The sequence below is a fragment of the Saccharothrix luteola genome (genome assembly GCF_020859565.1).
GTDB lineage: Bacteria > Actinomycetota > Actinomycetes > Mycobacteriales > Pseudonocardiaceae > Actinosynnema > Actinosynnema luteola.
Genome location: NZ_JAJHUO010000016.1, coordinates 180,125 through 199,687, shown reverse-complemented (window position 1 = coordinate 199,687; position 19,563 = coordinate 180,125). Strand labels below are relative to the sequence as shown.

The window sequence follows — 19,563 nt, the reverse complement described above, 5'->3', positions numbered from 1 at the left end:
GCGGCTTGCAGGAGGTACGCGGTGTCGATCGTCCCCAATTCTCCCGCTTTGGCCGAGTTGCACCACGGCACGCCGTGCTGGGTCGACATCGCCACCACGGACCTCCAGGCCACGATCGACTTCTACTCCGGGCTGTTCGGCTGGTACTTCTCCGACTCGGGCGGCAACGCGATCGCGCTGGTGGACGGGATGCCGGTGGCCGAGCTGGTCCTCGCCGAGGAGCCGAGCGCGTGGACGCTCTACCTGAACACGCCGCACGCCCGCGCCACCGCCGAGAAGGCGCACGCGTTGGGCGGTCACGTGCTCGGCGAGCCGTCGGACACCGTCACCGTGCTCGCCGACCCGACCGGCGCGGTGGTCGGGTTCCGGCACGTTCCACCCGATTGGGTGTTCGGCGCGGACGGGCACGGCGCGTACGCGTGGGCCGAGCTGAACACGCGCGACGGGCACGCGGCGGACGAGTTCTTCCACGAGCTGTGCGGGTACGAAATCACCCAGATCGGTGACGGCCAGGCGGTCGACTACACGATCTGGGCCGTCCAGGGGCACACCGTGCTCGGGCGTCAGCGGATGGGCCGGGCGTTCGCGCCGGACACCCCCGCGCACTGGATGGTGTACTTCACGGCCGCGCCGGAGATCGGGACGGACTCGGCCGCGTCCCGGGTGCTCGAGCTGGGCGGACGCGTCACCGTGGAGCCGTACGACACGCCGTTCGGCCGGATCACGGTCGTCGCCGACCACACGGGCGCGGTGTTCTCGGTGATCGACCCGTCCCGCACCACACCGCTGTCGGAAGAGGAGGCCACCGAGACGCGGGTGGACGACCCCTACGACGATTAGTCTGCCCCTGCTTCGCAGATGGCGGTCGAGGGCTACACGAACACGTGCAGCAGCAGCCACGCCACTACGGCGGACGGCAGCAGCGAGTCCATCCGGTCCATCAGGCCGCCGTGGCCGGGCAGCAGCGTGCCCATGTCCTTGATCCCGAGGTCGCGCTTGATCAGCGACTCGACCAGGTCACCCGCCGTCGCGGTGACGACCAGGGCCGCGCCGAACAGCACGCCCTGCCACCACTGGCCGTCCAGCATCAGGCCGACGGTGAGCGCGCCGCCGACCATGCCCGCCACCATCGAGCCCGCGAAACCCTCCCAGGACTTCTTCGGGCTGATGGTGGGGGCCATCGGGTGCTTGCCGAACAGCACGCCGGCCACGTAGCCGCCGGTGTCGGACAGCACGACGCCGATCAGGAACGCCAGGACGCGGAACACGCCGTCGTCCGGCACGACCAGCATGACCGCGAACGACGCGAACACGGCCACGTAGGCGACCGTGAAGATGGACGCGGTGACGTCGCGCAGGTAGCCGTCCGCGCCGTCCTTGAGCCGCCAGAGCAGGCACACCAGGATCGTCACCACGAACGCGCTCAGCACGCCGGCGCGCTCCTGAGGCCAGGCGAGCCACACCACGGCCTGCCCGCCGACCAGCACGGGCAGCAGGGCCACCCGGATGCCCGCGCCGCGCTTGAGCGCACCCGCCAGCTCGTACGTCGACACGGCGACGGCCACGGCGACGACGCCGACGAACAGCTCGCGCACCGTGAGCAGCGCGACGAGGATGACGGCGCCCAAGCCGACGCCCACGGCGATGGCCGCGGGCAGGTTGCGCCCCGCGCGTGACGCGCTCTTCTCCGGCGCGCCCTGGTCACCGCCGCCTGACACCTGTTGTGCTCCTATCACGGCCGCAGACCGGCCGAGGAAAGCGCGCGGGCCCGTGGCCCGACCCGCCGAACCGACGTGACCGACTAGACCTCGAGCAGCTCGGCTTCCTTGTGCTTGACCAGCTCGTCGATCTGGGCGACGTAGCGGTGGGTGACGTTCTCCAGTTCCTTCTCGGCCCTGGTGCCCTCGTCCTCGCCGACCTCGCCGTCCTTGACCAGGCGGTCCAGCTCTTCCTTGGCCTTGCGGCGGATGTTGCGGATGGACACCTTGGCGTCCTCGCCCTTGCCCTTGGCGACCTTGACCATCTCGCGGCGGCGTTCCTCGGACAGCTGCGGGATCACCACGCGGATGATCGAGCCGTCGTTGCTGGGGTTCACGCCCAGGTCGGAGTCGCGGATGGCCTTCTCGACCGCGTTGAGCTGGGTGGCGTCGTAGGGCTTGATCACCGCCATGCGCGCCTCCGGGATGGCGACGCTGGCGAGCTGGTTCAGGGGGGTGGGCGAACCGTAGTACTCGACCACGATGCGGGAGAACATCGAGGGGTTGGCGCGGCCGGTGCGCACCGCGGCCAGGTCCTCCTTCGCCACGGACACCGCTTTTTCCATCTTCTCCTCGGCGTCGAGGAGGGTCTCGTCAATCACGGCTGACTCCCTTGGTGTGCGCAGTTCGGCTCGAATCCCAGCAGGTCTAGAAGGACGGGCGACCACCGGGGGTGCTCACCAGTGTGCCGATCTTCTCACCGCGCACGGCTCGCGCGATGTTGCCCTCGGTGAGCAGGTTGAAGACCATGATCGGCATGTTGTTGTCCATGCACAGGCTGAACGCGGTCGCGTCGGCGACGTTCAGGCCGCGTTCGAGCACTTCGCGGTGGGTGATGTTGTCGAACATCAACGCGTCCGGGTCGGTCTTGGGATCCGCCGTGTAGACGCCGTCCACGGCCTTGGCCATCAGCACGACCTCGCACCCGATCTCCAGCGCGCGCTGCGCGGCGGTGGTGTCGGTGGAGAAGTACGGCATGCCCGCGCCGCCGCCGAAGATCACCACGCGCCCCTTGTCGAGGTGCCGCATGGCCCGGCGGGGGATGTAGGACTCGGCGATCTGGCCCATCGTGATGGCCGTCTGCACGCGGGTCTCGATGCCGTGCTCGCGTTCCAGGAAGTCCTGCAGGGCGAGGCAGTTCATCACGGTGCCGAGCATGCCCATGTAGTCGGCGCGGCTGCGGTCCATGCCGCGCTGCTGCAGCTCGGCGCCGCGGAAGAAGTTGCCGCCGCCGATGACGACCGCGACCTGGACCCCTGTTCGGACCACCGCGGCGATCTGGCGTGAGACGGTCTGCACGACGTCGGGGTCGACGCCGACACCGCCACCGCCGAACATCTCGCCGCCGAGCTTGAGCATCACCCGGCGGTAGCCCTGGATCGGCTCGTCGTCGGCGTGCTCCGCTTTCGCGTGGTCTACCTCTGCGCTCACAGGTACTCCTCTGGACACGGCAAGGGCGGGGTCGCGACGTCTGCGCGCAACCCCGCCCTCACGCGAATCAGGCCTGGCCGACCTCGAACCGGGCGAAGCGGGTCACGGTGACACCGGCCTCGTCCAGCACGGCCTTGACGGTCTTCTTGGACTCCGTCACGGACGACTGCTCCAGGAGCACGACGTCCTTGAAGAAGCCGTTCACGCGACCCTCGACGATCTTGGACAGCGCCGCTTCCGGCTTGCCCTCCTCGCGAGCGGTCTCCTCGGCGATGCGGCGCTCGTTGGCCACCACGTCCGCGGGCACCTCGTCGCGGGTGAGGTAGCGGGGACGCATCGCGGCGATCTGCATCGCGGCGCCGCGGGCGGCGTCGGTGTCGTCGCCGGTGTACTCGACCACCACGCCGACGGCGGGCGGCAGGTCGGCGGCACGGCGGTGCAGGTAGGTGGTCACGGTGCCGTCGAAGATGGCGACCTTGGCCAGCTCCAGCTTCTCGCCGATCTTGGCCGAGAACTCCTGGACGACGGCGTCGACGGCCTTGCCGTCGAGGTCGGTGGCCTTGAGCACCTCGACGTCGGCCGGGCGGGTGGCCTTGGCGACCGCGACGATCCGCGCCGCCAGCTCCTGGAAGTCGGCGTTCTTGGCGACGAAGTCCGTCTCGCAGCGCAGCTCGATCATCACGCCGTCCTCGGCCATGACCAGGCCGTTCGCGGTCGTGCGCTCGGCGCGCTTGTCGACGTCCTTGGCGCCCTTGATGCGCAGGAGCTCGACCGCCTTGTCGAAGTCGCCGTCGGTCTCCTCGAGCGCCTTCTTGCAGGCCATCATGCCTGCGGCGGTCAGCTCGCGGAGGCGCTTCACGTCAGCGGCGGTGTAGTTCGCCATCGTGCGATTTCCGTTCCTTCTGCGGTCTGGTCGTCGGCTCGCTCGCCGACGCGTTTACGCGCTTGGGGGTGGTGCGGTACCAGCTGTTCAGCGCTGGGTCCTGTGCGCACGCCGCGCCCACCGTGATCAGGGCAGGCGCGGCGTGCGGACGGATCAGGACTGGACGGGCTCCGTGCCGTCGGCGGCGGGCGCCTCGGCGGCAGCCGGTGCGGCCGGCGCGTCGGCGCCGACCAGCAGCTCCTGCTCCCACTCGGCCAGCGGCTCGTCGACACCCGGCTCGGGCTTGTCCGCGCCGTCGGCGGCCTTGGTGCGGGCGCCGGAGCGCGCCATCAGACCGGCGGCGGCGGCCTCGGCCACCACCTTGGTCAGCAGCGCGGCGGACCGGATCGCGTCGTCGTTGCCCGGGATCGGGTAGTCGACCTCGTCCGGGTCGCAGTTCGTGTCGAGGATCGCCACGATCGGGATGTTCAGCTTGCGCGCCTCGCCGACGGCGATGTGCTCCTTCTTGGTGTCCACGATCCACACGGCGCTGGGCACCTTGGACATGTCGCGGATACCGCCGAGCGTGCGCTCCAGCTTGTCCTTCTCGCGGTTCATCATCAGGATTTCCTTCTTGGTGAAACCCTGGAAACCGCCGGTCTGCTCCATCGACTCCAGCTCCTTGAGCCGCTGGAGGCGCTTGTGGACCGTGGAGAAGTTGGTGAGCATGCCGCCCAGCCAGCGCTGGTTCACGAAGGGCATGCCGACGCGGAGGGCCTCGTTGGCGATGGCCTCCTGCGCCTGCTTCTTCGTGCCGATGAACAGGATCGAACCGCCGTGCGCGACCGTTTCCCGAACGAACTCGTAAGCCCGGTCGATGTAGGTCAGCGTCTGCTGCAGGTCGATGATGTAGATGCCGTTGCGCTCGGTGAAGATGTAGCGCTTCATCTTCGGGTTCCAGCGACGGGTCTGGTGCCCGAAGTGCACGCCGCTGTCGAGCAGCTGCTTCATGGTGACGACGGCCATGGCCGGGTTCGCACCTCTTCGTTCAGGCGCGCCTGGCGTGGGGCCGGCGCGCGTTCCGGTTGGTCGCGGCGGGCCGGGTCGGACCGCCGCCCTGGTGCCCCTGCCGCCGTCCGAACCGGAGGACGTCTCGCCTCAGGACCGCTGGACGCCGTGACTCGACCACGCCGAAACTGGTCGGATCTGCATTGGCACGCGAAGTCGTCCCGCACTCACACGGGCCGCGCTGGCGAGTGTACGCCGGTGAGCCGGAGAACCACGAACCGGGCCTGAAGTTGTCCACAGCCCCACGAGTTGTCCACAGGTGAGCCGAAGCCACTGGTAGCCCCCGGTCCCCGCCGGAACGCTGGACCCGTGACTCCCACCATGCGAACACTGCTGGTCCTGACCTTGACAACGGTGGTGACGCTACCTCTGATCGCGCCGCCGTCGCCCGCGAGGGCCCACCGCACGCCGCGCTTCGCCTGGCCGCTCGCACCACCGCACCAGGTCGTCCGCGCCTTCGAGGCCCCGGTGACGGAGTACGGGCCCGGTCACCGCGGCGTGGACCTGGCCGCTGCCGCGGGCGCCGCCGTCCTGGCCGCCGGCGACGCCGTGGTCGTGCACGCGGGCCCGGTAGCCGACCGGACCGTCGTCTCACTGCTGCACACCGGCGGCCTGCGGACCACCTACGAACCGGTCACCCCCACCGTCCGCCGAGGTCAACCGGTACGGCGAGGCGAGCGGATAGGCACCCTGAACCCGGGCCACGAGGGCTGCCCGACGGACGCCTGCCTGCACTGGGGCGCGCTCCGAACCACCCCACCCCGATCCCGCACCTACCTGAACCCACTGCACCTGGTGTCCAACGGCCGAGTCCGCCTCCTACCGAGGCCGGACAACAGCGGTTCCCAACGCGCCCACCCCAACCCCCGCTGACCTCATCAACCGCCACCACCAACCGCACAACCTCACGGACAGCCTGGACTCCCCACCGCATGACGAGCCTTCAGCCCAGCCACCCAGCCGCCCAACCCCTCCCTCGATCCACCCCACCGCCTCAACCGGCTGCCGCCGCGCCGGCCGGACGCCCTGCAAACCGCGCCCTTTCGCCACCTCGCCCATAGCCGCCGCGCCCTTCCCGTCACCGCGCCCTTCCCGTCACCGCGCCCTTCCCGTCACCGCGCCCTTCCCGTCACCACGCCCTTCCCGTCACCACGCCCTTCCCGTCACCACGCCCAAGCCAGCGCCGCACCCACCGCATCACTTCCTCGCGGCCCCCGCCGCACCACCTCCCCGCCGCGCCCAGCCGCCTCCCCTCGCACGGCCGCTGTGCAGCGCGATCCCGGGCGCGGTCCGGATGTCCCCGATTCGGGGATTTCTCCGGGCGAGGTCGCGGCGGGCGAGTGGCCTCCGGGCGGACGACCCGGATTGCGCAGCCTTGAGTGCGCAGCCTTGATTTGCGGCCTTGATTTCGCGAGACCGCGTATTCCGATCCGCGAGCGGTGCATGTGCGTGTGGGATTCGCCGATGGCCTGTGGCGGGGCGTTCGGCGGTTGGCAGCTGCTGCCGACCCAGCGTCGGCGGAGCCGGGCTAGGCCTCCAGCTGCTCGTTCAGCTTGGTGCGCAGGCGCAGCACCGCCCGGGTGTGCAGTTGGCACACGCGGGACTCCGTGACGCCCAGGACCTTGCCGATCTCGGCCAGCGTCAGGTTCTCGAAGTAGTACAGGGTGACCACGACGCGGTCCCGTTCGGCGAGCTGGGCGATCGCGTCGGCGAGTTGGCGGCGGCTGTCCTGGTCGACCAGCGTGGCGATCGGGTCCTCGGCGCCCTCGTCGGGCAGGGACTCGGCCAGTGACGAGCCCGCGCCACCGCTGCTGCGGCCGGCGGCGATCAGCTCGTCCAGGGCGACCACGCTGGTGAGCTGGAGCTGGGCGTAGAGCTCGCGCAGCTCACCGAGGCCGATCTTCAGCTCGGCGGCGAGCTCGCGGTCGGTCGGGGTGCGTTGCAGGCGGCCACCCAGGCGTTCCAGGGCGCGTTCGACGTCACGTGCCCTGCTGCGCACCGAGCGGGGCACCCAGTCCTGTGAGCGCAGGTCGTCGAGGATCGCGCCTCTGATGCGCTGCATCGCGTACGTCTCGAACTTCAGACCGCGCTCGGGCTCGAACTTCTCGATCGCGTCGACCAGGCCGAAGATGCCGGACTGGATCAGGTCCGCCACGTCGACGTGCGCGGGCAGACCGGTGCCCACCCGGCCGGCGACGTACTTCACCAGGGGCGCGTAGTGCAGCACCAGGCGGTCCCGCAGGGCCTGCCGACGTGACTCGCCGTAGGTGTGCCACAGCGCGATGATCCCGGCTTCCACGTCATCCGCGGTGCGCGACTCAGACGCCGCGTGCGCGGGCCTGCCGGGGACCGCCGCGGGACCGGCGTGCCCGTTCGTGCGCGGCGGCTCGGCGTCGACGTGGTGACCGTACGTCCCAGCCGGGGTGCGCGCCGCCGACGAGGTCCCGACGTGCGCGGCGGAGGGAGAGGTCACGGTTGCGGTCCGCGAACCTCCCCCTGCGACGTCAGGAGCGGGGGTGGGTTCGGTCATGGATCGCCTTCAGCCGTTCGACGGTGACGTGTGTGTAGAGCTGAGTCGTTGCGAGCGTAGCGTGACCAAGAAGCTCTTGGACGGTGCGCAGGTCCGCTCCCCCTTCCAACAGGTGCGTGGCCGCGGAGTGGCGCAGGCCGTGGGGCCCGGTGTCGGCCGTCTCAGGTACCGCACCCACTACATCGTGGACAACCCTCCTGGCGGTACGCGGGTCGAGCCGCCCACCTCGCGCGCCGAGCAGCAGCGCACGGTGTGAACGGTCGCTGACCAGGGCGGATCGGCCATGTTCCACCCAGCGCCGTACAGCCCGTTCGGCCGGAACGCCGAACGGCACGGTGCGTTCGCGACTACCCTTGCCCAGAACCCGAATCACCCTTTGGGAGTAGTCCACGTCGTCGAGGTCGAGACCGCACAACTCGGCGACCCGGACACCTGTTGCGTACAGCAACTCCACCACGGCTTGGTCACGCAGCGCAACCGGATCGCCGTGTTCCGCGCCTACTTCGGCAACTGCCATGGCGGCGTCGGCCTGGTCCGGCCGCAGCACGGCGGGGAGGGTCCGGTGGGGGCGGGGCGCGCTGAGCCGCGGGCCGGGGTCAGCGGCGAGCAGGTCGTTGCGGGAGGCCCAAGCGGTGAACGTCCGGGCGGAGGCGGCGCGTCGGGCCATCGTCGTCCGGCTCGCGCCGGCGGAGTGCTGGGAAGCCAACCACGACCGCAGGCCCGGCAGGTCGATCGCTTCCACGGTGGCGTTGTCGGGTGTGCCCTCGGCTAAGTGGACCAGCAGGGCGACCACGTCGCCGAGGTACGCGCGCACCGTGTGCGGTGACAGACCGCGTTCCATCGCGAGGTGGCGTTCGTAGCGGTCCAGGGCCGCCGCGACGTCCGCGGGCAGCGCGCGACGCAGGCGAACCAGGTCGACACGACGTGTCCGAGCGGGCGGCGGCGGGGACATAGCCCCTGACGCTCCGCCCTCAAGCGCTCTTGGTCAAGTATCGCCACGCCAACTCCCGTCCTGGGAGCGCTTCCAACCGCTTTCCACGCGTTCGGCGAGACTGGCCAGTTCCAATTGCGGCAACAATGCGCGCACCCTGGCCAACTCGACACCGGATTCGACGGAGATCGCCTCCGGGCTGTGCCCGAAGGTCAGACCCAGTGCTTCGAAGACCCGCATCGCCTCGCCCTGCGGTGGTCCGGTGTCGGTGTTCCTGGTGGCTTCGACGAGGTCGACGCCGAGCCGCCCGGTCGACTCGATGATCTCGGCGACGCTGGTCACCGGCAGCGCGATCCCCGAACGCAGCAGCTCGTGGCAGCCCGACGAGCTGACCGACGTGATCGGCCCGGGAACCGCCATGAGCACCCGGCCGAGCGCCGCCGTCGACGCGGCGGTGTTCTTGGCGCCGCTGCGCTGTCCCGCTTCGACTACGACGGTGCCTTCGGCCAGCGCCGCTATGAGCCGGTTTCGCGTCAGGAATCGGTGGCGCGCGGGCGTGTGGGTCGGCGGGTATTCGCTCACGAGCAGCCCTTGGCCCGGAATGCGTTCCAGCAAGGCCCGGTGGCCTGACGGATAGGCGACGTCGATCCCGCAGGCCAGCACGGCGATCGTCGGCCCGCCCGCCGTGATCGCGCCCCGGTGCGCCGCGCCGTCGATGCCGTAGGCCGCGCCGGACACCACGGTGACGCCGGCCTCGGCCAACCCGAAGCCGAACTCGCCCGCGACGTGCTGCCCGTAGCCGGAGGCGGCCCGACTGCCGACCACCGCGACGGCCCGCTCGGTGATCGAGGAGAGGTCGGCCTCGCCTCGGACCCACAACGCCAACGGCTCGACACCGCACCGCAGGCCGTTGGCGGCGGCGATGGCGAGGGCGTTGAAGGGCCAGCGGGGCCACTCGTCGTCCTCGGGGACCAGGAGCCGCCCGCCGACCTTCGCGGCGGCCTCCAGGTCCTGCTCGGCCTGGTCCAACGCCCGCCGGGCCGACGTCTGGCTGTCGACCCCGGACGGCACCTCCCCGCTCTTGACCAACTCGGCGGCCCGCACCGGCCCGACTTCGGCGACGAACCGGACCAGCGCCGTGGCGGGCGGCTCGGCCACCCGTGACAGGTAGGCCCGGGCCAGCCGGATCTCATCGGTGCTCACGGCGACCGCCACCACTCGTCGGGGCCGGGGCGCGTGACCGGCGCGACCACCTCGCCGGGCTCAGGGCCATGCCCCATGTCCGCCGACCCCGCCACCCGAGCCGCCTTCGACCCGGCCGGCACCGGTTCGCTCCCGCTCCGCATTCCGGAGCCCGGCTCGAAGGGCGGGCCCGACTCGACCGACCGGCCGGCGAGCCGACTGCCCGCAAGGTGGCCGCCCTCGACCCGGCTGGACGCGACCACGGTCCGCGCCGCTGCAGTGGGGGTGGCATCGGACGGCACGGCCATGCCCGGCATGAGCACTGACCTCACGGGGTCGACGAGCGTGGCTTGGGACGACGTCGACTCCTGCACTGCCGGCTCGGGGCTTGGGGGTGAGTTGGGATTCGGGGCCGTGTTCGAGGGAGGAGGGGAGGGCATGGCCGGGGTCTGGGGCGCGGAGGGCGGCGGTGTGGATTGAGGGCCTTGTGCAGGTGAGGGCGGCGGGGCTGGGGTTGGGGCGGTGGTCGGTTGAATGGGGGTTGAGGCGGTGGCGGTCGGGGCGGTCGGGGTTGGTTGGGTCATGACTTCCTGCGCTCTCGGAACTCCAGGGCGACGGCCACGTGGTCTGCTGTCGGTTGGTCGACCTCGGCCAGGTCGGCGAGGGTCCAGGCGACCCGTAGGCACCTGTCCGCGCCCCGGCCCGTCAGGGCTCCGGTGGTCAGTGCCCGGTCCAGGACGGTGGTCGCGTGTCTCGGCAGGGCGTACTCCCGCCTGAGGGCGGGGCCCGGGACCTCGGCGTTGGTCAGCCAGCCGTGGGCCGCCCAGCGTTCCGTCGCCCTGGTCCTGGCCTTCTGGACCCGCTCGCGGACGGCGGCCGTCGGTTCCGGTGGGGCGATCTCCGCGTTGCTCATGGCGGTCAGGGGGCGCATCACCACCCTCAGGTCCACTCTGTCCAGCAGTGGGCCGGAGAGCTTGCTCTGGTAGCGCCTCCGCGCGGCCGGCAGGCACACGCAGTCGATGTCCTTCGGCGGTGCGCACGGGCACGGGTTGGTGGCCATCACGAGTTGGAACCTGGCCGGGTAGCGGGCGATGCCGTCACGCCTCGCCAGGCGCACCTCGCCCTCCTCCAGCGCCGTGCGCAGCACCTCCAGCTTCGCCGCGCCGAACTCCCTCGCCTCGTCCAGGAACAGCACGCCCCGGTGGGCCCGGCTCATCGCGCCCGGCTTCGCCATGCCGGTGCCGCCGCCGATCAGCGCCACCGCCGACGTGGTCGGGTGCAGCGAGACGAACGGCGGCGTGGCGACCAGCGGGGTCTCCGGGGAGAGCAGGCCCGCGATGGAGTGCACCGCCGTGACGCCGAGGGCCTCCTCCGGCGACAACGGCGGCAGGAGGCCGGCCAGGCGTTGGGCCAGCATGGTCTTGCCGGTGCCCGGCGGCCCGGTCAGGAGGATGTGGTGACCGCCGGCGGCGGCCACTTCGAGGGCCCACCTCGCCTCCGGCTGGCCGACCACGTCCGCCAGGTCCGGGCCGTCCGGCGGTGGGGCGATGGCGGGCGGGTTGGTGTGGTGGAGGGCGTGCTCGCCGGCGAGCCAGGACAGGACGTCGGTCAACGTGGTGGCGCCGTGCACGGTCATGCCGTCCACCAGGGCGGCTTCGGGCAGCGCGTCCACCGGGACCACGGCCTCGGTCAGGCCCGACCGCTTGGCCGCCAGCAGCGCGGGCAGCACACCCCGGACGGTGCGGACCCGGCCGTCCAGGGCCAGCTCACCCAGCAGCACGGTGTCGGCCAGGCGTTCGCCCGGGATCGCCTTCGCGGCGGCCAGGACGACGCACGCGATGGCCAGGTCGTAGCCGGAGCCGTTCTTGGGCAGCGTGGCCGGGGACAGGCCCAGCGTCACGCGTTGGGACGGCCAGTCGTGCCCGCTGTTGCGCACCGCCGCCTTCACGCGGTCCTTCGACTCGTGCAGGGCGGCGTCCGGCAGGCCGAGGAGCTGGGTCTTCACGGTGCCGACACCGACGTCGGCCTCGATCTCCACCGGCACGCCGTCCACGCCGAACAACGCCACCGACCACGTTCGCGCGAGCGCCATCACACACCTCGCAGGTGGTGCAGGCGGACCTTGCCCTCGGGCGGCCACTCGATCGCGATCACGTCGAACCGGACCTCCACGCGCCCGATCCGGTTGGCGCTCAGCCAGCGCAGGGCGGACTTCCGGACCCGTTCCAGCTTGTCCGGCGTCACGGCTTCCAGGGGCGTGCCCCTGCCGGTGCCCGAACGGCACTTCACCTCGACCACCACCAGCCGGGCGCCGTCGGTGGCTATGACGTCCAGCTCACCGTCGTCGCACCGCCAGTTGCGCGCCAGGATCGACAGGCCCTGGTGCTCCAGGTACCGGCACGCCGCGTCCTCGCCACGCCTGCCCAGGTCGGTCGCCGTGTTCATGTCCCCCTCCTCCGGAATCGGTCTTGGTTCGACCTTGCCGGGGTGCTGGAGGGGTGGCGATGGGCAGTTCGCCGGCTGTGGACAACTTCAAGGGCTGTGGACAGCCGCCGGGGAAATGTCGGTGGCGCGTGGTAACGGCCCACACACGCAAAGGGGCCCACCCTCACGGGCGGGCCCCTGCGACTTTGCGGGTATCAGGAGTTGAACGGGCCGTCCTCGGGCAGCCTGAGGTCGGGTTTGTCCAACTCCTCGACGTTGACGTCCTTGAAGGTGATGACGCGGACGTTCTTCACGAACCGGGCGGGGCGGTACATGTCCCACACCCACGCGTCGGACATCCGCACCTCGAAGTAGACCTCGCCGTCCGCGTTGCGGACCTGCACGTCCACCGAGTTGGCCAGGTAGAACCGCCGCTCGGTCTCCACGACGAACGAGAACTGGCTGACGATGTCGCGGTACTCCTTGTACAGCGACAACTCCATCTCGGTCTCGTACTTCTCGAGATCCTCTGCACTCATTACGCCTCCGCGCGGGTAATCATCGAATCCGCGCCCCTCCTCGTCGCGAGCCTGCCACCGCTGGTCTGCGGGGTTGTCCCATTCTGGACCACGGCGGCCGCGACCACGCCGCGCGCCACCCGGTGCGGCGCCGCCATCCCGTGCCGGAGCGCCGCGGCGGCCACGTTCGCATACGACCAGCGGTGTTGCGCACTCGGGCCGTGCTCCACCAGCGCCGCCGAGTGCTCGGGGGTGCTGTAGCCCTTGTGCACGTCGAACCCGTAGACGGGCAGTTCCTCGTGCAGACCGGTCATGATCCGGTCCCGCGTGACCTTGGCCAGCACGGACGCCGCCGCGACGCACGCCGCCACCCGGTCGCCCTTGACCACCGGCATGTTCGGCGCCGTGAGACCGGGCACCGGGAAGCCGTCCGTCAGGACGTACCCGGGATGTGCCTCCAACCGCGCGACCGCACGCCGCATGCCCTCGATGTTCGCCACGTGCACGCCGATCAGGTCGACCTCGGCGGCCGGGATCACGATCACCGCGTAGTCCAGCGCGCGCTTGAGCACGAGGTCGTACATCCGGTCGCGCGCCGCGGCGGTGAGCAACTTCGAGTCGGTGAGCCCCTCGAACTTCGCCGCGTCACCCGGCTTGAGCACGCACGACGCCACGACGAGCGGGCCCGCGCAGGCGCCACGGCCGGCCTCGTCGACGCCGGCCACCGGGCCGAACCCGCGCCGGTCCAACGCGGCCTCGAAGGCCCAGATCCCCGCGGTCTGCCGGACCTGGACGCGAGGCGGCTTGCGGATCACCCCTCGACCCTATCCCAGCCGTGAACCCCGCAACCGCGACCTCACCCGCTTGCCCAGCAGCAGCACCGGCCACGCCGCCGCGAGGCCGACCCCGGCGGGCAGCGCGTCCTGCCACGCGGGCGCCCCGATGGCCACGACCTGCGGGTTGTGGTCACCGACGCCCTGCCAGCGCGACGGCGGCAGCACGATCACCCGCGCCTTGCCCACCACGTTGTCCACCGGCACGAGACCGCCCTCGCGGCCGTCGCCCTGGCACCGCGAGTCGCACGAGTCGTTGCGGTTGTCGCCCATCACGAACAGGTAGCCCTCGGGGATCTTCAGCTCGGCGAACGACTCCTGCACCGTGCTGCGGCCCGGCGCCCAGTACACGTACGGCTCGTCCAGCGGCTTGCCGTCGACCACGACCCGGTTGCGGTCGTCGCAGCACTGCACCGTCTGCCCGCCGACCGCGATGACCCGCTTGACGAAGTCCTCCTCGTTCGCCGCCGGGAACCCCATCAGCGACCCGAGCCCTTGCAACGCCTTGACCAGCGGGTTCGTCGGCTCGGGCGCGATGAAGTCCTGGTTGATCCAGGTGTCGGGGCCGTGGAAGACCACGACCTCGCCCGGTTCGATCTCCGAGAAGTCGTAGACCAGCTTGTCGACCAGCACCCGGTCGCCGAAGCAGCCGTCGGAGCAGCCGTGCAGCGTCTGCTCCATCGACTCCGACGGGATCATGTAGACCTTCGCCAGGAACGACTGGATCAGCACCGCGAGCACCACCGCGACGCCGATCAGGATCGGCAGCTCTTTCCAGAACGAGCCCTTGCGCTTGGCCGTTTTGCGCGCGCGGGCGCGCCACTGCTCGACCTTTTCCTCGTGCTCCGGTTCACCCTCGTCGGAAGAGCCCCGGGACGACGCGACGTCCACCACCCGGTCAGCCTACCGATCAGGGCTGTGTGGCCCTGGTCAACCGCCTGCGGACCTTGCGGCCGAAGAACACCAGCGGCCACGCCGCGGCCAGGCCGGCACCCGCCGGGATGGCGCCCTGCCACGCGGGCGCGCCGAGCGCGAGGGACTGGGGGTTGTGGTCGCCGATGCCCTGCCAGCGCGACGGCGGCAGCACGATGACCCGCGCCTTGCCGATGACGTTGTCCTCCGGCACGGTGCCCGCCACGCCGCCACCGCCCTGCTTGCGGGAGTCGGTGGAGTTCGTGCGGTTGTCACCCATCACCCAGAGGTGGCCTTCGGGGACCTTGACCGGCTCGAACGGGTCGTGGTTCTCCGGTGACGTGCCGGGCTGCCAGTAGATGTACGGCTCGTCCAGCGGCTTGCCGTCGACCTTCACGCGGTGCTGCTCGTCACAGCACTCGACGGTCTGCCCGCCGACCGCGATGACCCGCTTCACGAAGTCGCGCTCGTCCGGCGGCGCGAGGCCGACCAGGGAGGCCACCGACTGGATGCCGGCCACGATCGGGTTGTCCGACCGGCCGGAGTTGAAGTCGTTGTTGCCCCAGGTCTCGGGGCCGCGGAAGACCACGACCTCACCCGGTTCGATCTCGGTGAAGTCGTAGACCAGCTTGTCGACCAGCACCCGGTCGTTGTTGCACCCGGGGCAGCCGTGGAGGGTCTCCTCCATCGACTGCGACGGGATCACGTACACCCGCGCCAGGAACGTCTGGATCAGGATGGTGAGGACCAGGGCCGTGGCCCCGAGCACGAGCAGCTCGCGCCAGAGCGGGGGCTTCTTCTTGTCCTTCTTCGACTTGCCGCCCGCAGTCGAGTCCGGAGTGGACTCGACTGCGGGATCCTGACCGTCTTCGTCAGCGGAGCGGTGCACGGGATCTGCCACGTGGGCAGGCTACTGCTTCCGCGTGTGTCCGGCGTCAGGAGGCCGGTCGGGCGTCGCGCTTCTCCTTGATCTTGGCGGCCTTGCCGCGCAGGTCGCGCAGGTAGTACAGCTTCGCCCGGCGGACGTCGCCGCGGGAGGCGACCTCGATCTCCGCGATGTTCGGGGAGTGCACCGGGAAGGTGCGCTCGACGCCGACGCCGAACGAGACCTTGCGGACGGTGAAGGTCTCGCGGATGCCGCCGTTCTGCCGGCGGATCACGACGCCCTGGAACACCTGGACCCGCTCACGGGAGCCCTCGATGACGCGGACGTGGACCTTCAGCGTGTCGCCCGGCCGGAAGCTGGGGATGTCGGAGCGCAGCGACTGGGCGTCAAGAGCGTCCAGGGTGTTCATCGGTGGTCCGTCCTCGTCCTCACGTGTATTGCGTACTCCCCCAAGGCGCGGCCGAACTCAAGTCACACACGCGCGGGGGCGGGCCTAGCGCACGCCGGATGAGTTGAACCGGGTGCAGCAACCTGTCCAGTGTGCCAGACGAGGGGCGGCGGGGAGAAATCGGCCCTAGTCCAGCCCTCGGTCCAGCTCGTCGAGCAGCTTGCGGTCGTGCTTGTCGAGCGCCCCTTCGGGCAGGGCCTCGAGCAGTTCGGGGCGGCGTTCGCGGGTGCGGCGCAGCGACTGGTCGCGCCGCCAGCGGTCGATCGCCTTGTGGTTGCCCGAGCGCAGGACCTCGGGCACGGCGAGGTCGCGCCACACCTCGGGCCGGGTGTAGCTGGGGCCCTCCAGCAGGCCGTCGGAGAACGAGTCCTCGGCGGCCGACTTCGGGTTGCCGAGCACACCGGGCAGGAGGCGGACGACGGCCTCGACCACCACCAGCACCGCCACCTCGCCGCCGACGAGCACGTAGTCGCCGATGGAGACCTCGTCCACGCGCATCCGGCGCGACGCGTCGTCCACCACCCGCTGGTCGATGCCCTCGTACCGGCCGCAGGCGAACACCAGGTGCTCCTCCGCGGCCAGGTCGTGCGCCAACCGCTGGGTGAACGGCCGACCGGCCGGTGTCGGCACGATCAGGCGGGTGGCCGGGGTGACGACGTCGTCCAGCGCCTCGCCCCACACCTGGGGCTTCATCACCATGCCCGGACCGCCGCCGTACGGGCTGTCGTCGACGGCCTTGTGCACGTCGTGCGTCCAGTTCCGCAGGTCGTGCACGCCGACGCTGATCAGACCCTTGTCGATCGCCTTGCCGAGCAGGGCGGCGCGGAGCGGGTCCAGGTACTCCGGGAAGATCGTGACGACGTCAATCCGCATCGAGGAGGCCCTCGGGCGGGTCCAGCAGGACGCGCTTGCCCGCGAGGTCCACGGTGGGCACGATCTCGCGCACGAACGGGATCAGGGCCTCGTCGCCGTTCTCGCGCTTGACCACGAGCAGCTCGCCGCCCGGTCCGTGCACGACCTCCAGCACGGTGCCGATCCTCGTGCCGTCCGCGAGCTCGGCGGTCAGCCCTTCGAGCTCGTGGTCGTAGAACTCGTCCGGGTCACCGGTCGGCGGCAGGTCCTCGGTGCTCGCGAGCAGCAAGGTGCCGCGCAGCGTCTCGGCGACGTCACGGGTCAGCACTTCCTCGAAACGCACCAGCAGCCGCCCGGAGTGGTTCCGGGCGGCTGCGACGGTGAGGTTGCGGGAGGTGCCGTCGCGCAGTTTGGCGGTCAGCACCGAGCCCGGCGCGAACCGGGTCTCGGGTGAGTCCGTGCGCACGTCGACCGCGAGCTCGCCGCTGATCCCGTGCGCCTTGGCCACTCGGCCGACGACGACGTCCATGTGCGCGTTCAGCGGTCGGTGTCGACCACGTCGACGCGCACGCCACGACCACCGATACCGGCCATCACGGTGCGCAGGGCGGTCGCGGTGCGACCGCTGCGGCCGATCACCTTGCCGAGGTCGTCCGGGTGGACGTGCACCTCGAGCGTGCGACCGCGGCGGGTCGTGACCAGGTTCACCCGGACGTCGTCCGGGTGGTCGACGATGCCCCGAACGAGGTGTTCGAGGGCGTCAGCCAACAAGCTCACGCCTCGTCCTTGGCAGCCTCGGGAGCGGCCTCGGCGTCAGCCTTCTTGGCGTCGTCCTTCTTGGCCGACTTCTTCTTCGGGGTCGTCGCCTCGGTGGACGGCGCGTCGCCGGCGGCGGCGAGCGCGGCGGCGAACAGGTCCGCCTTGCTCGTCTTCGGCTCCTTGACCTTCAGCGTGCCCTCGGCACCCGGCAGGCCCTTGAACTTCTGCCAGTCACCGGTGATCTCCAGCAGGCGCTGGACCGACTCGGTCGGCTGCGCGCCGACGCCCAGCCAGTACTGCGCGCGGTCGCTGTCCACCGCGATGAACGACGGCTCTTCCTTCGGGTGGTACTTGCCGATCGTCTCGATGGCCTTGCCGTTGCGGCGGGTGCGGGCATCGGCGACGACGATCCGGTAGTACGGCTGACGGATCTTGCCAAGCCGCTGAAGCTTGATCTTGACGGCCACGGGTGTGGGTGCTCCTCGTGCTCTCGTGTGCTCAGGTGCGGGCAGTCCTCACCCGAGTGGGGCACGGGTGGTGAAAGCCCAGGTGTCTGGGGCGCCATGGCACGGTGAGAGGGACCGACCTCGGCGAACAACCGACCATTCTGCCAGACGGTTCTACCGGAGGACGAATCGGGCCACGGGGACGCCCGCGTCCGCCAACGCCCCGCGGATCTTCGTCGCGTGCTCCACCGCGCCCGGAGTGTCGCCGTGCAGGCAGATGGAGTCGACCTCCACCTTGAGGACGGCGCCGTCCGCGGCGACCAGTTCACCCCGCTCGGCGAGCCGGAGCACCTGCGCCAGCACGGCGTCCGTGCTGGTCAGGACGGCGTTCGGCGCGGTGCGGGGCACCAGCGTGGCCTCGGGTGTGTACGCGCGGTCGGCGAACGCCTCCCGCACCGGGCGCAGGCCCGTCCGTTCGGCGTGGTGGAGCAGGCGCGAGCCGGGCAACCCGAGGACGGGCAGGTCGCCGAACGCCTTCACTCCCTCCACCACGGCCCGCGCCTGCCGGTCGTGGTGCACCGCGGCGTTGTAGAGCGCGCCGTGCGGCTTGACGTACTCGACCGACGTCCCGGCCGCCCGGGCGCACGCGTCCAGCGCCCCGATCTGGTACAGCACCTCGTCGGCCAGCTCGGAGGGGTCCGCGTCGATGAACCGGCGGCCGAAGCCGGCCAGGTCGCGGTAGGAGACCTGCGCGCCGACCGCCACGCCCGCGTCCGCCGCCTGGCCGCACACCCGGCGCATGGTCGACGGGTCGCCGGCGTGGAAGCCGCAGGCCACGTTCGCGCTGGTCACGATGCCGAGCAGGGCTTCGTCGTCGCCGAGGCGCCAGATGCCGAAGCCCTCGCCGAGGTCGCTGTTGAGGTCGATCGCGCGGGTGCTCACGCGGGCATCACCCCGATGGAGACGAGGAGCAGGGTCAGGCCGGGCAGGAAGTTGTTGATGACGTGCGCCACCACGCTCGCGGTGAGCCTGCGGGTGATGAGGCGGGCGATGCCGATGGGCAGTGCGATGACGATGAGCAACGACGTCCGCAGCGGTTCGAGGTGGCTGGCCGCGAAGATCAGCGTGGTCAGCACGAACGCCGCCCACCGGCTCCAGCGCTGCCGCTCGATCGCGCCCCACAGCAGTCCCCGGTAGATCACTTCCTCGCACACCGGGCCCAGGAAGCACACGTAGAGGAACATCGCCACGGCGGCGGCCAGCGGCAGCCCCGCGCCGTCCACGAGCTCGCCGATCGCGGAGGTGGCGTTCTTGTCGCCGACCACCCTCGACCAGATCACCGCGGCCACGTAGGTGAGCACCAGGCCGAGCGCGCCCAGCTTGAGCCCGACCTTGACGTCCGCCCAGTCCCAGGCGAGCCGGAGGTCCTGGAACGGGCCGTTGCCGCGCAGGTAGGTGATGGTGACGGCGACCGCCGCGGCCAGCACCGTCGGCACGATGGACCCGATCAGGACGAAGCTCACCGACGAGCCGATGTCCGTGCCCGAGGTCCTGGCCACCGCCGTGATGAACACCGCGCTGAGCACGAAGACCGCTTCGACGAGCAGGAACGCGCCGAAGCCCCACCGCTGGCCCGCGTGCACCGCTTCGGGCTCCCGTCCCACCGCGCGGACGCTGGCGATCAGCCCCGGGGGCGGTTCATCCGGTCGTGTCACAGCCATCCA

Annotated in this window: 24 protein-coding genes; 2 read left to right on the top strand and 22 right to left on the bottom strand. The window is 70.9% G+C overall.

Features of this window, described 5'->3' with window-relative positions; genetic code table 11:
* The first annotated feature begins 21 nt into the window (after nt 1-21).
* Complete coding sequence (locus tag LNK82_RS23110; protein ID WP_230567665.1) at nt 22-840, top strand: VOC family protein; 819 nt, start codon at nt 22-24, stop codon at nt 838-840.
* Between the two features lie 32 nt (nt 841-872).
* On the opposite strand, the gene LNK82_RS23105 is transcribed toward LNK82_RS23110, so the two are convergent.
* The 5 genes from LNK82_RS23105 to rpsB all read right to left on the bottom strand — a co-directional run bounded on the left by LNK82_RS23105 (nt 873) and on the right by rpsB (nt 5,076).
* Nucleotides 873-1,718, bottom strand: a complete 846-nt coding sequence (locus LNK82_RS23105) for a phosphatidate cytidylyltransferase (protein ID WP_230567666.1) — start codon at nt 1,716-1,718, stop codon at nt 873-875.
* 83 nt (nt 1,719-1,801) lie between these two features.
* Complete coding sequence (frr, locus tag LNK82_RS23100) at nt 1,802-2,359, bottom strand: ribosome recycling factor (protein ID WP_230567667.1); 558 nt, start codon at nt 2,357-2,359, stop codon at nt 1,802-1,804.
* Nucleotides 2,360-2,405: 46 nt separating this feature from the next.
* On the bottom strand, nt 2,406-3,116 hold the full coding sequence (gene pyrH, locus LNK82_RS23095; protein ID WP_051772088.1) for a UMP kinase: 711 nt from the start codon (nt 3,114-3,116) through the stop codon (nt 2,406-2,408).
* Nucleotides 3,117-3,255: 139 nt separating this feature from the next.
* Nucleotides 3,256-4,071, bottom strand: coding sequence for a translation elongation factor Ts (gene tsf, locus LNK82_RS23090; protein ID WP_230567668.1), 816 nt, complete (start codon nt 4,069-4,071; stop codon nt 3,256-3,258).
* Nucleotides 4,072-4,224: 153 nt separating this feature from the next.
* Entirely contained in the window at nt 4,225-5,076 is an 852-nt protein-coding gene (gene rpsB / locus LNK82_RS23085; protein ID WP_230567669.1) for a 30S ribosomal protein S2, read from the bottom strand.
* 396 nt (nt 5,077-5,472) lie between these two features.
* Here rpsB and LNK82_RS23080 point away from each other — a divergent pair, with 396 nt between their 5' ends.
* Nucleotides 5,473-5,991 (top strand): peptidoglycan DD-metalloendopeptidase family protein, encoded by a 519-nt coding sequence (locus LNK82_RS23080; RefSeq protein WP_230567670.1) that lies wholly within the window; start codon nt 5,473-5,475, stop codon nt 5,989-5,991.
* A 655-nt stretch (nt 5,992-6,646) separates the two neighbouring features.
* Here the strand turns inward: LNK82_RS23080 and LNK82_RS23075 are convergent.
* The 17 genes from LNK82_RS23075 to LNK82_RS22995 form a co-directional block, all read right to left on the bottom strand.
* Nucleotides 6,647-7,648, bottom strand: coding sequence for a FliA/WhiG family RNA polymerase sigma factor (locus tag LNK82_RS23075; protein ID WP_230567671.1), 1,002 nt, complete (start codon nt 7,646-7,648; stop codon nt 6,647-6,649).
* Nucleotides 7,623-8,600, bottom strand: coding sequence for a tyrosine recombinase XerC (locus LNK82_RS23070; RefSeq protein ID WP_230567672.1), 978 nt, complete (start codon nt 8,598-8,600; stop codon nt 7,623-7,625). The genes LNK82_RS23075 and LNK82_RS23070 overlap by 26 nt, the downstream gene beginning before the upstream one ends.
* Nucleotides 8,601-8,633: 33 nt before the next feature.
* Entirely contained in the window at nt 8,634-9,782 is a 1,149-nt protein-coding gene (gene dprA, locus LNK82_RS23065) for a DNA-processing protein DprA (RefSeq protein WP_230567673.1), read from the bottom strand.
* Nucleotides 9,779-10,093, bottom strand: coding sequence for a hypothetical protein (locus LNK82_RS23060; protein WP_230567674.1), 315 nt, complete (start codon nt 10,091-10,093; stop codon nt 9,779-9,781). The genes dprA and LNK82_RS23060 overlap by 4 nt, the downstream gene beginning before the upstream one ends.
* A gap of 248 nt (nt 10,094-10,341) precedes the next feature.
* Complete coding sequence (locus tag LNK82_RS23055) at nt 10,342-11,853, bottom strand: YifB family Mg chelatase-like AAA ATPase (RefSeq protein ID WP_230567675.1); 1,512 nt, start codon at nt 11,851-11,853, stop codon at nt 10,342-10,344.
* The gene (locus LNK82_RS23050; protein WP_230567676.1) at nt 11,853-12,206 is read right to left on the bottom strand and encodes a YraN family protein; all 354 of its coding nucleotides are present in this window, start codon (nt 12,204-12,206) and stop codon (nt 11,853-11,855) included. The genes LNK82_RS23055 and LNK82_RS23050 overlap by 1 nt, the downstream gene beginning before the upstream one ends.
* Before the next feature lie 194 nt (nt 12,207-12,400).
* Entirely contained in the window at nt 12,401-12,724 is a 324-nt protein-coding gene (locus tag LNK82_RS23045; RefSeq protein ID WP_015104440.1) for a DUF2469 domain-containing protein, read from the bottom strand.
* Nucleotides 12,724-13,518, bottom strand: coding sequence for a ribonuclease HII (locus LNK82_RS23040; RefSeq protein ID WP_230567677.1), 795 nt, complete (start codon nt 13,516-13,518; stop codon nt 12,724-12,726). The genes LNK82_RS23045 and LNK82_RS23040 overlap by 1 nt, the downstream gene beginning before the upstream one ends.
* A 9-nt stretch (nt 13,519-13,527) precedes the next feature.
* Nucleotides 13,528-14,430, bottom strand: coding sequence for a signal peptidase I (gene lepB, locus LNK82_RS23035; RefSeq protein ID WP_230567678.1), 903 nt, complete (start codon nt 14,428-14,430; stop codon nt 13,528-13,530).
* Nucleotides 14,431-14,446: 16 nt separating this feature from the next.
* Nucleotides 14,447-15,349, bottom strand: a complete 903-nt coding sequence (gene lepB, locus LNK82_RS23030; RefSeq protein ID WP_230567679.1) for a signal peptidase I — start codon at nt 15,347-15,349, stop codon at nt 14,447-14,449.
* A gap of 34 nt (nt 15,350-15,383) precedes the next feature.
* Entirely contained in the window at nt 15,384-15,743 is a 360-nt protein-coding gene (gene rplS, locus LNK82_RS23025) for a 50S ribosomal protein L19 (RefSeq protein WP_230567680.1), read from the bottom strand.
* A 165-nt stretch (nt 15,744-15,908) separates the two neighbouring features.
* On the bottom strand, nt 15,909-16,655 hold the full coding sequence (gene trmD / locus LNK82_RS23020) for a tRNA (guanosine(37)-N1)-methyltransferase TrmD (protein WP_230567681.1): 747 nt from the start codon (nt 16,653-16,655) through the stop codon (nt 15,909-15,911).
* On the bottom strand, nt 16,645-17,163 hold the full coding sequence (gene rimM, locus LNK82_RS23015; protein WP_230567682.1) for a ribosome maturation factor RimM: 519 nt from the start codon (nt 17,161-17,163) through the stop codon (nt 16,645-16,647). The genes trmD and rimM overlap by 11 nt, the downstream gene beginning before the upstream one ends.
* An 8-nt stretch (nt 17,164-17,171) precedes the next feature.
* Nucleotides 17,172-17,411, bottom strand: coding sequence for an RNA-binding protein (locus LNK82_RS23010; protein WP_015104447.1), 240 nt, complete (start codon nt 17,409-17,411; stop codon nt 17,172-17,174).
* Entirely contained in the window at nt 17,408-17,860 is a 453-nt protein-coding gene (gene rpsP, locus LNK82_RS23005) for a 30S ribosomal protein S16 (protein WP_123745950.1), read from the bottom strand. Before rpsP ends, LNK82_RS23010 begins: the two co-directional genes overlap by 4 nt.
* Nucleotides 17,861-18,013: 153 nt before the next feature.
* Nucleotides 18,014-18,781 carry a LamB/YcsF family protein gene (locus tag LNK82_RS23000; RefSeq protein WP_230567683.1) on the bottom strand — a complete coding sequence of 256 codons (768 nt, stop codon included), beginning with the start codon at nt 18,779-18,781 and terminating at the stop codon, nt 18,014-18,016.
* Nucleotides 18,778-19,560, bottom strand: a complete 783-nt coding sequence (locus LNK82_RS22995) for a CPBP family intramembrane glutamic endopeptidase (RefSeq protein ID WP_230567684.1) — start codon at nt 19,558-19,560, stop codon at nt 18,778-18,780. The genes LNK82_RS23000 and LNK82_RS22995 overlap by 4 nt, the downstream gene beginning before the upstream one ends.
* Nucleotides 19,561-19,563: the final 3 nt, after the last annotated feature.

Coding starts and splice junctions, on each gene's coding strand:
- LNK82_RS23075 (WP_230567671.1), bottom strand. CDS start 7,648: ATGACCGAACCCACCCCCGCTCCTGACGTCGCAGGGGGAGGTTCGCGG.
- tsf (WP_230567668.1), bottom strand. CDS start 4,071: ATGGCGAACTACACCGCCGCTGACGTGAAGCGCCTCCGCGAGCTGACC.
- rpsB (WP_230567669.1), bottom strand. CDS start 5,076: ATGGCCGTCGTCACCATGAAGCAGCTGCTCGACAGCGGCGTGCACTTC.
- rplS (WP_230567680.1), bottom strand. CDS start 15,743: ATGAACACCCTGGACGCTCTTGACGCCCAGTCGCTGCGCTCCGACATC.
- rimM (WP_230567682.1), bottom strand. CDS start 17,163: ATGGACGTCGTCGTCGGCCGAGTGGCCAAGGCGCACGGGATCAGCGGC.
- LNK82_RS23070 (WP_230567672.1), bottom strand. CDS start 8,600: ATGTCCCCGCCGCCGCCCGCTCGGACACGTCGTGTCGACCTGGTTCGC.
- pyrH (WP_051772088.1), bottom strand. CDS start 3,116: ATGCTCAAGCTCGGCGGCGAGATGTTCGGCGGTGGCGGTGTCGGCGTC.
- LNK82_RS23045 (WP_015104440.1), bottom strand. CDS start 12,724: ATGAGTGCAGAGGATCTCGAGAAGTACGAGACCGAGATGGAGTTGTCG.
- trmD (WP_230567681.1), bottom strand. CDS start 16,655: ATGCGGATTGACGTCGTCACGATCTTCCCGGAGTACCTGGACCCGCTC.
- LNK82_RS23055 (WP_230567675.1), bottom strand. CDS start 11,853: ATGGCGCTCGCGCGAACGTGGTCGGTGGCGTTGTTCGGCGTGGACGGC.
- LNK82_RS22995 (WP_230567684.1), bottom strand. CDS start 19,560: ATGGCTGTGACACGACCGGATGAACCGCCCCCGGGGCTGATCGCCAGC.
- LNK82_RS23050 (WP_230567676.1), bottom strand. CDS start 12,206: ATGAACACGGCGACCGACCTGGGCAGGCGTGGCGAGGACGCGGCGTGC.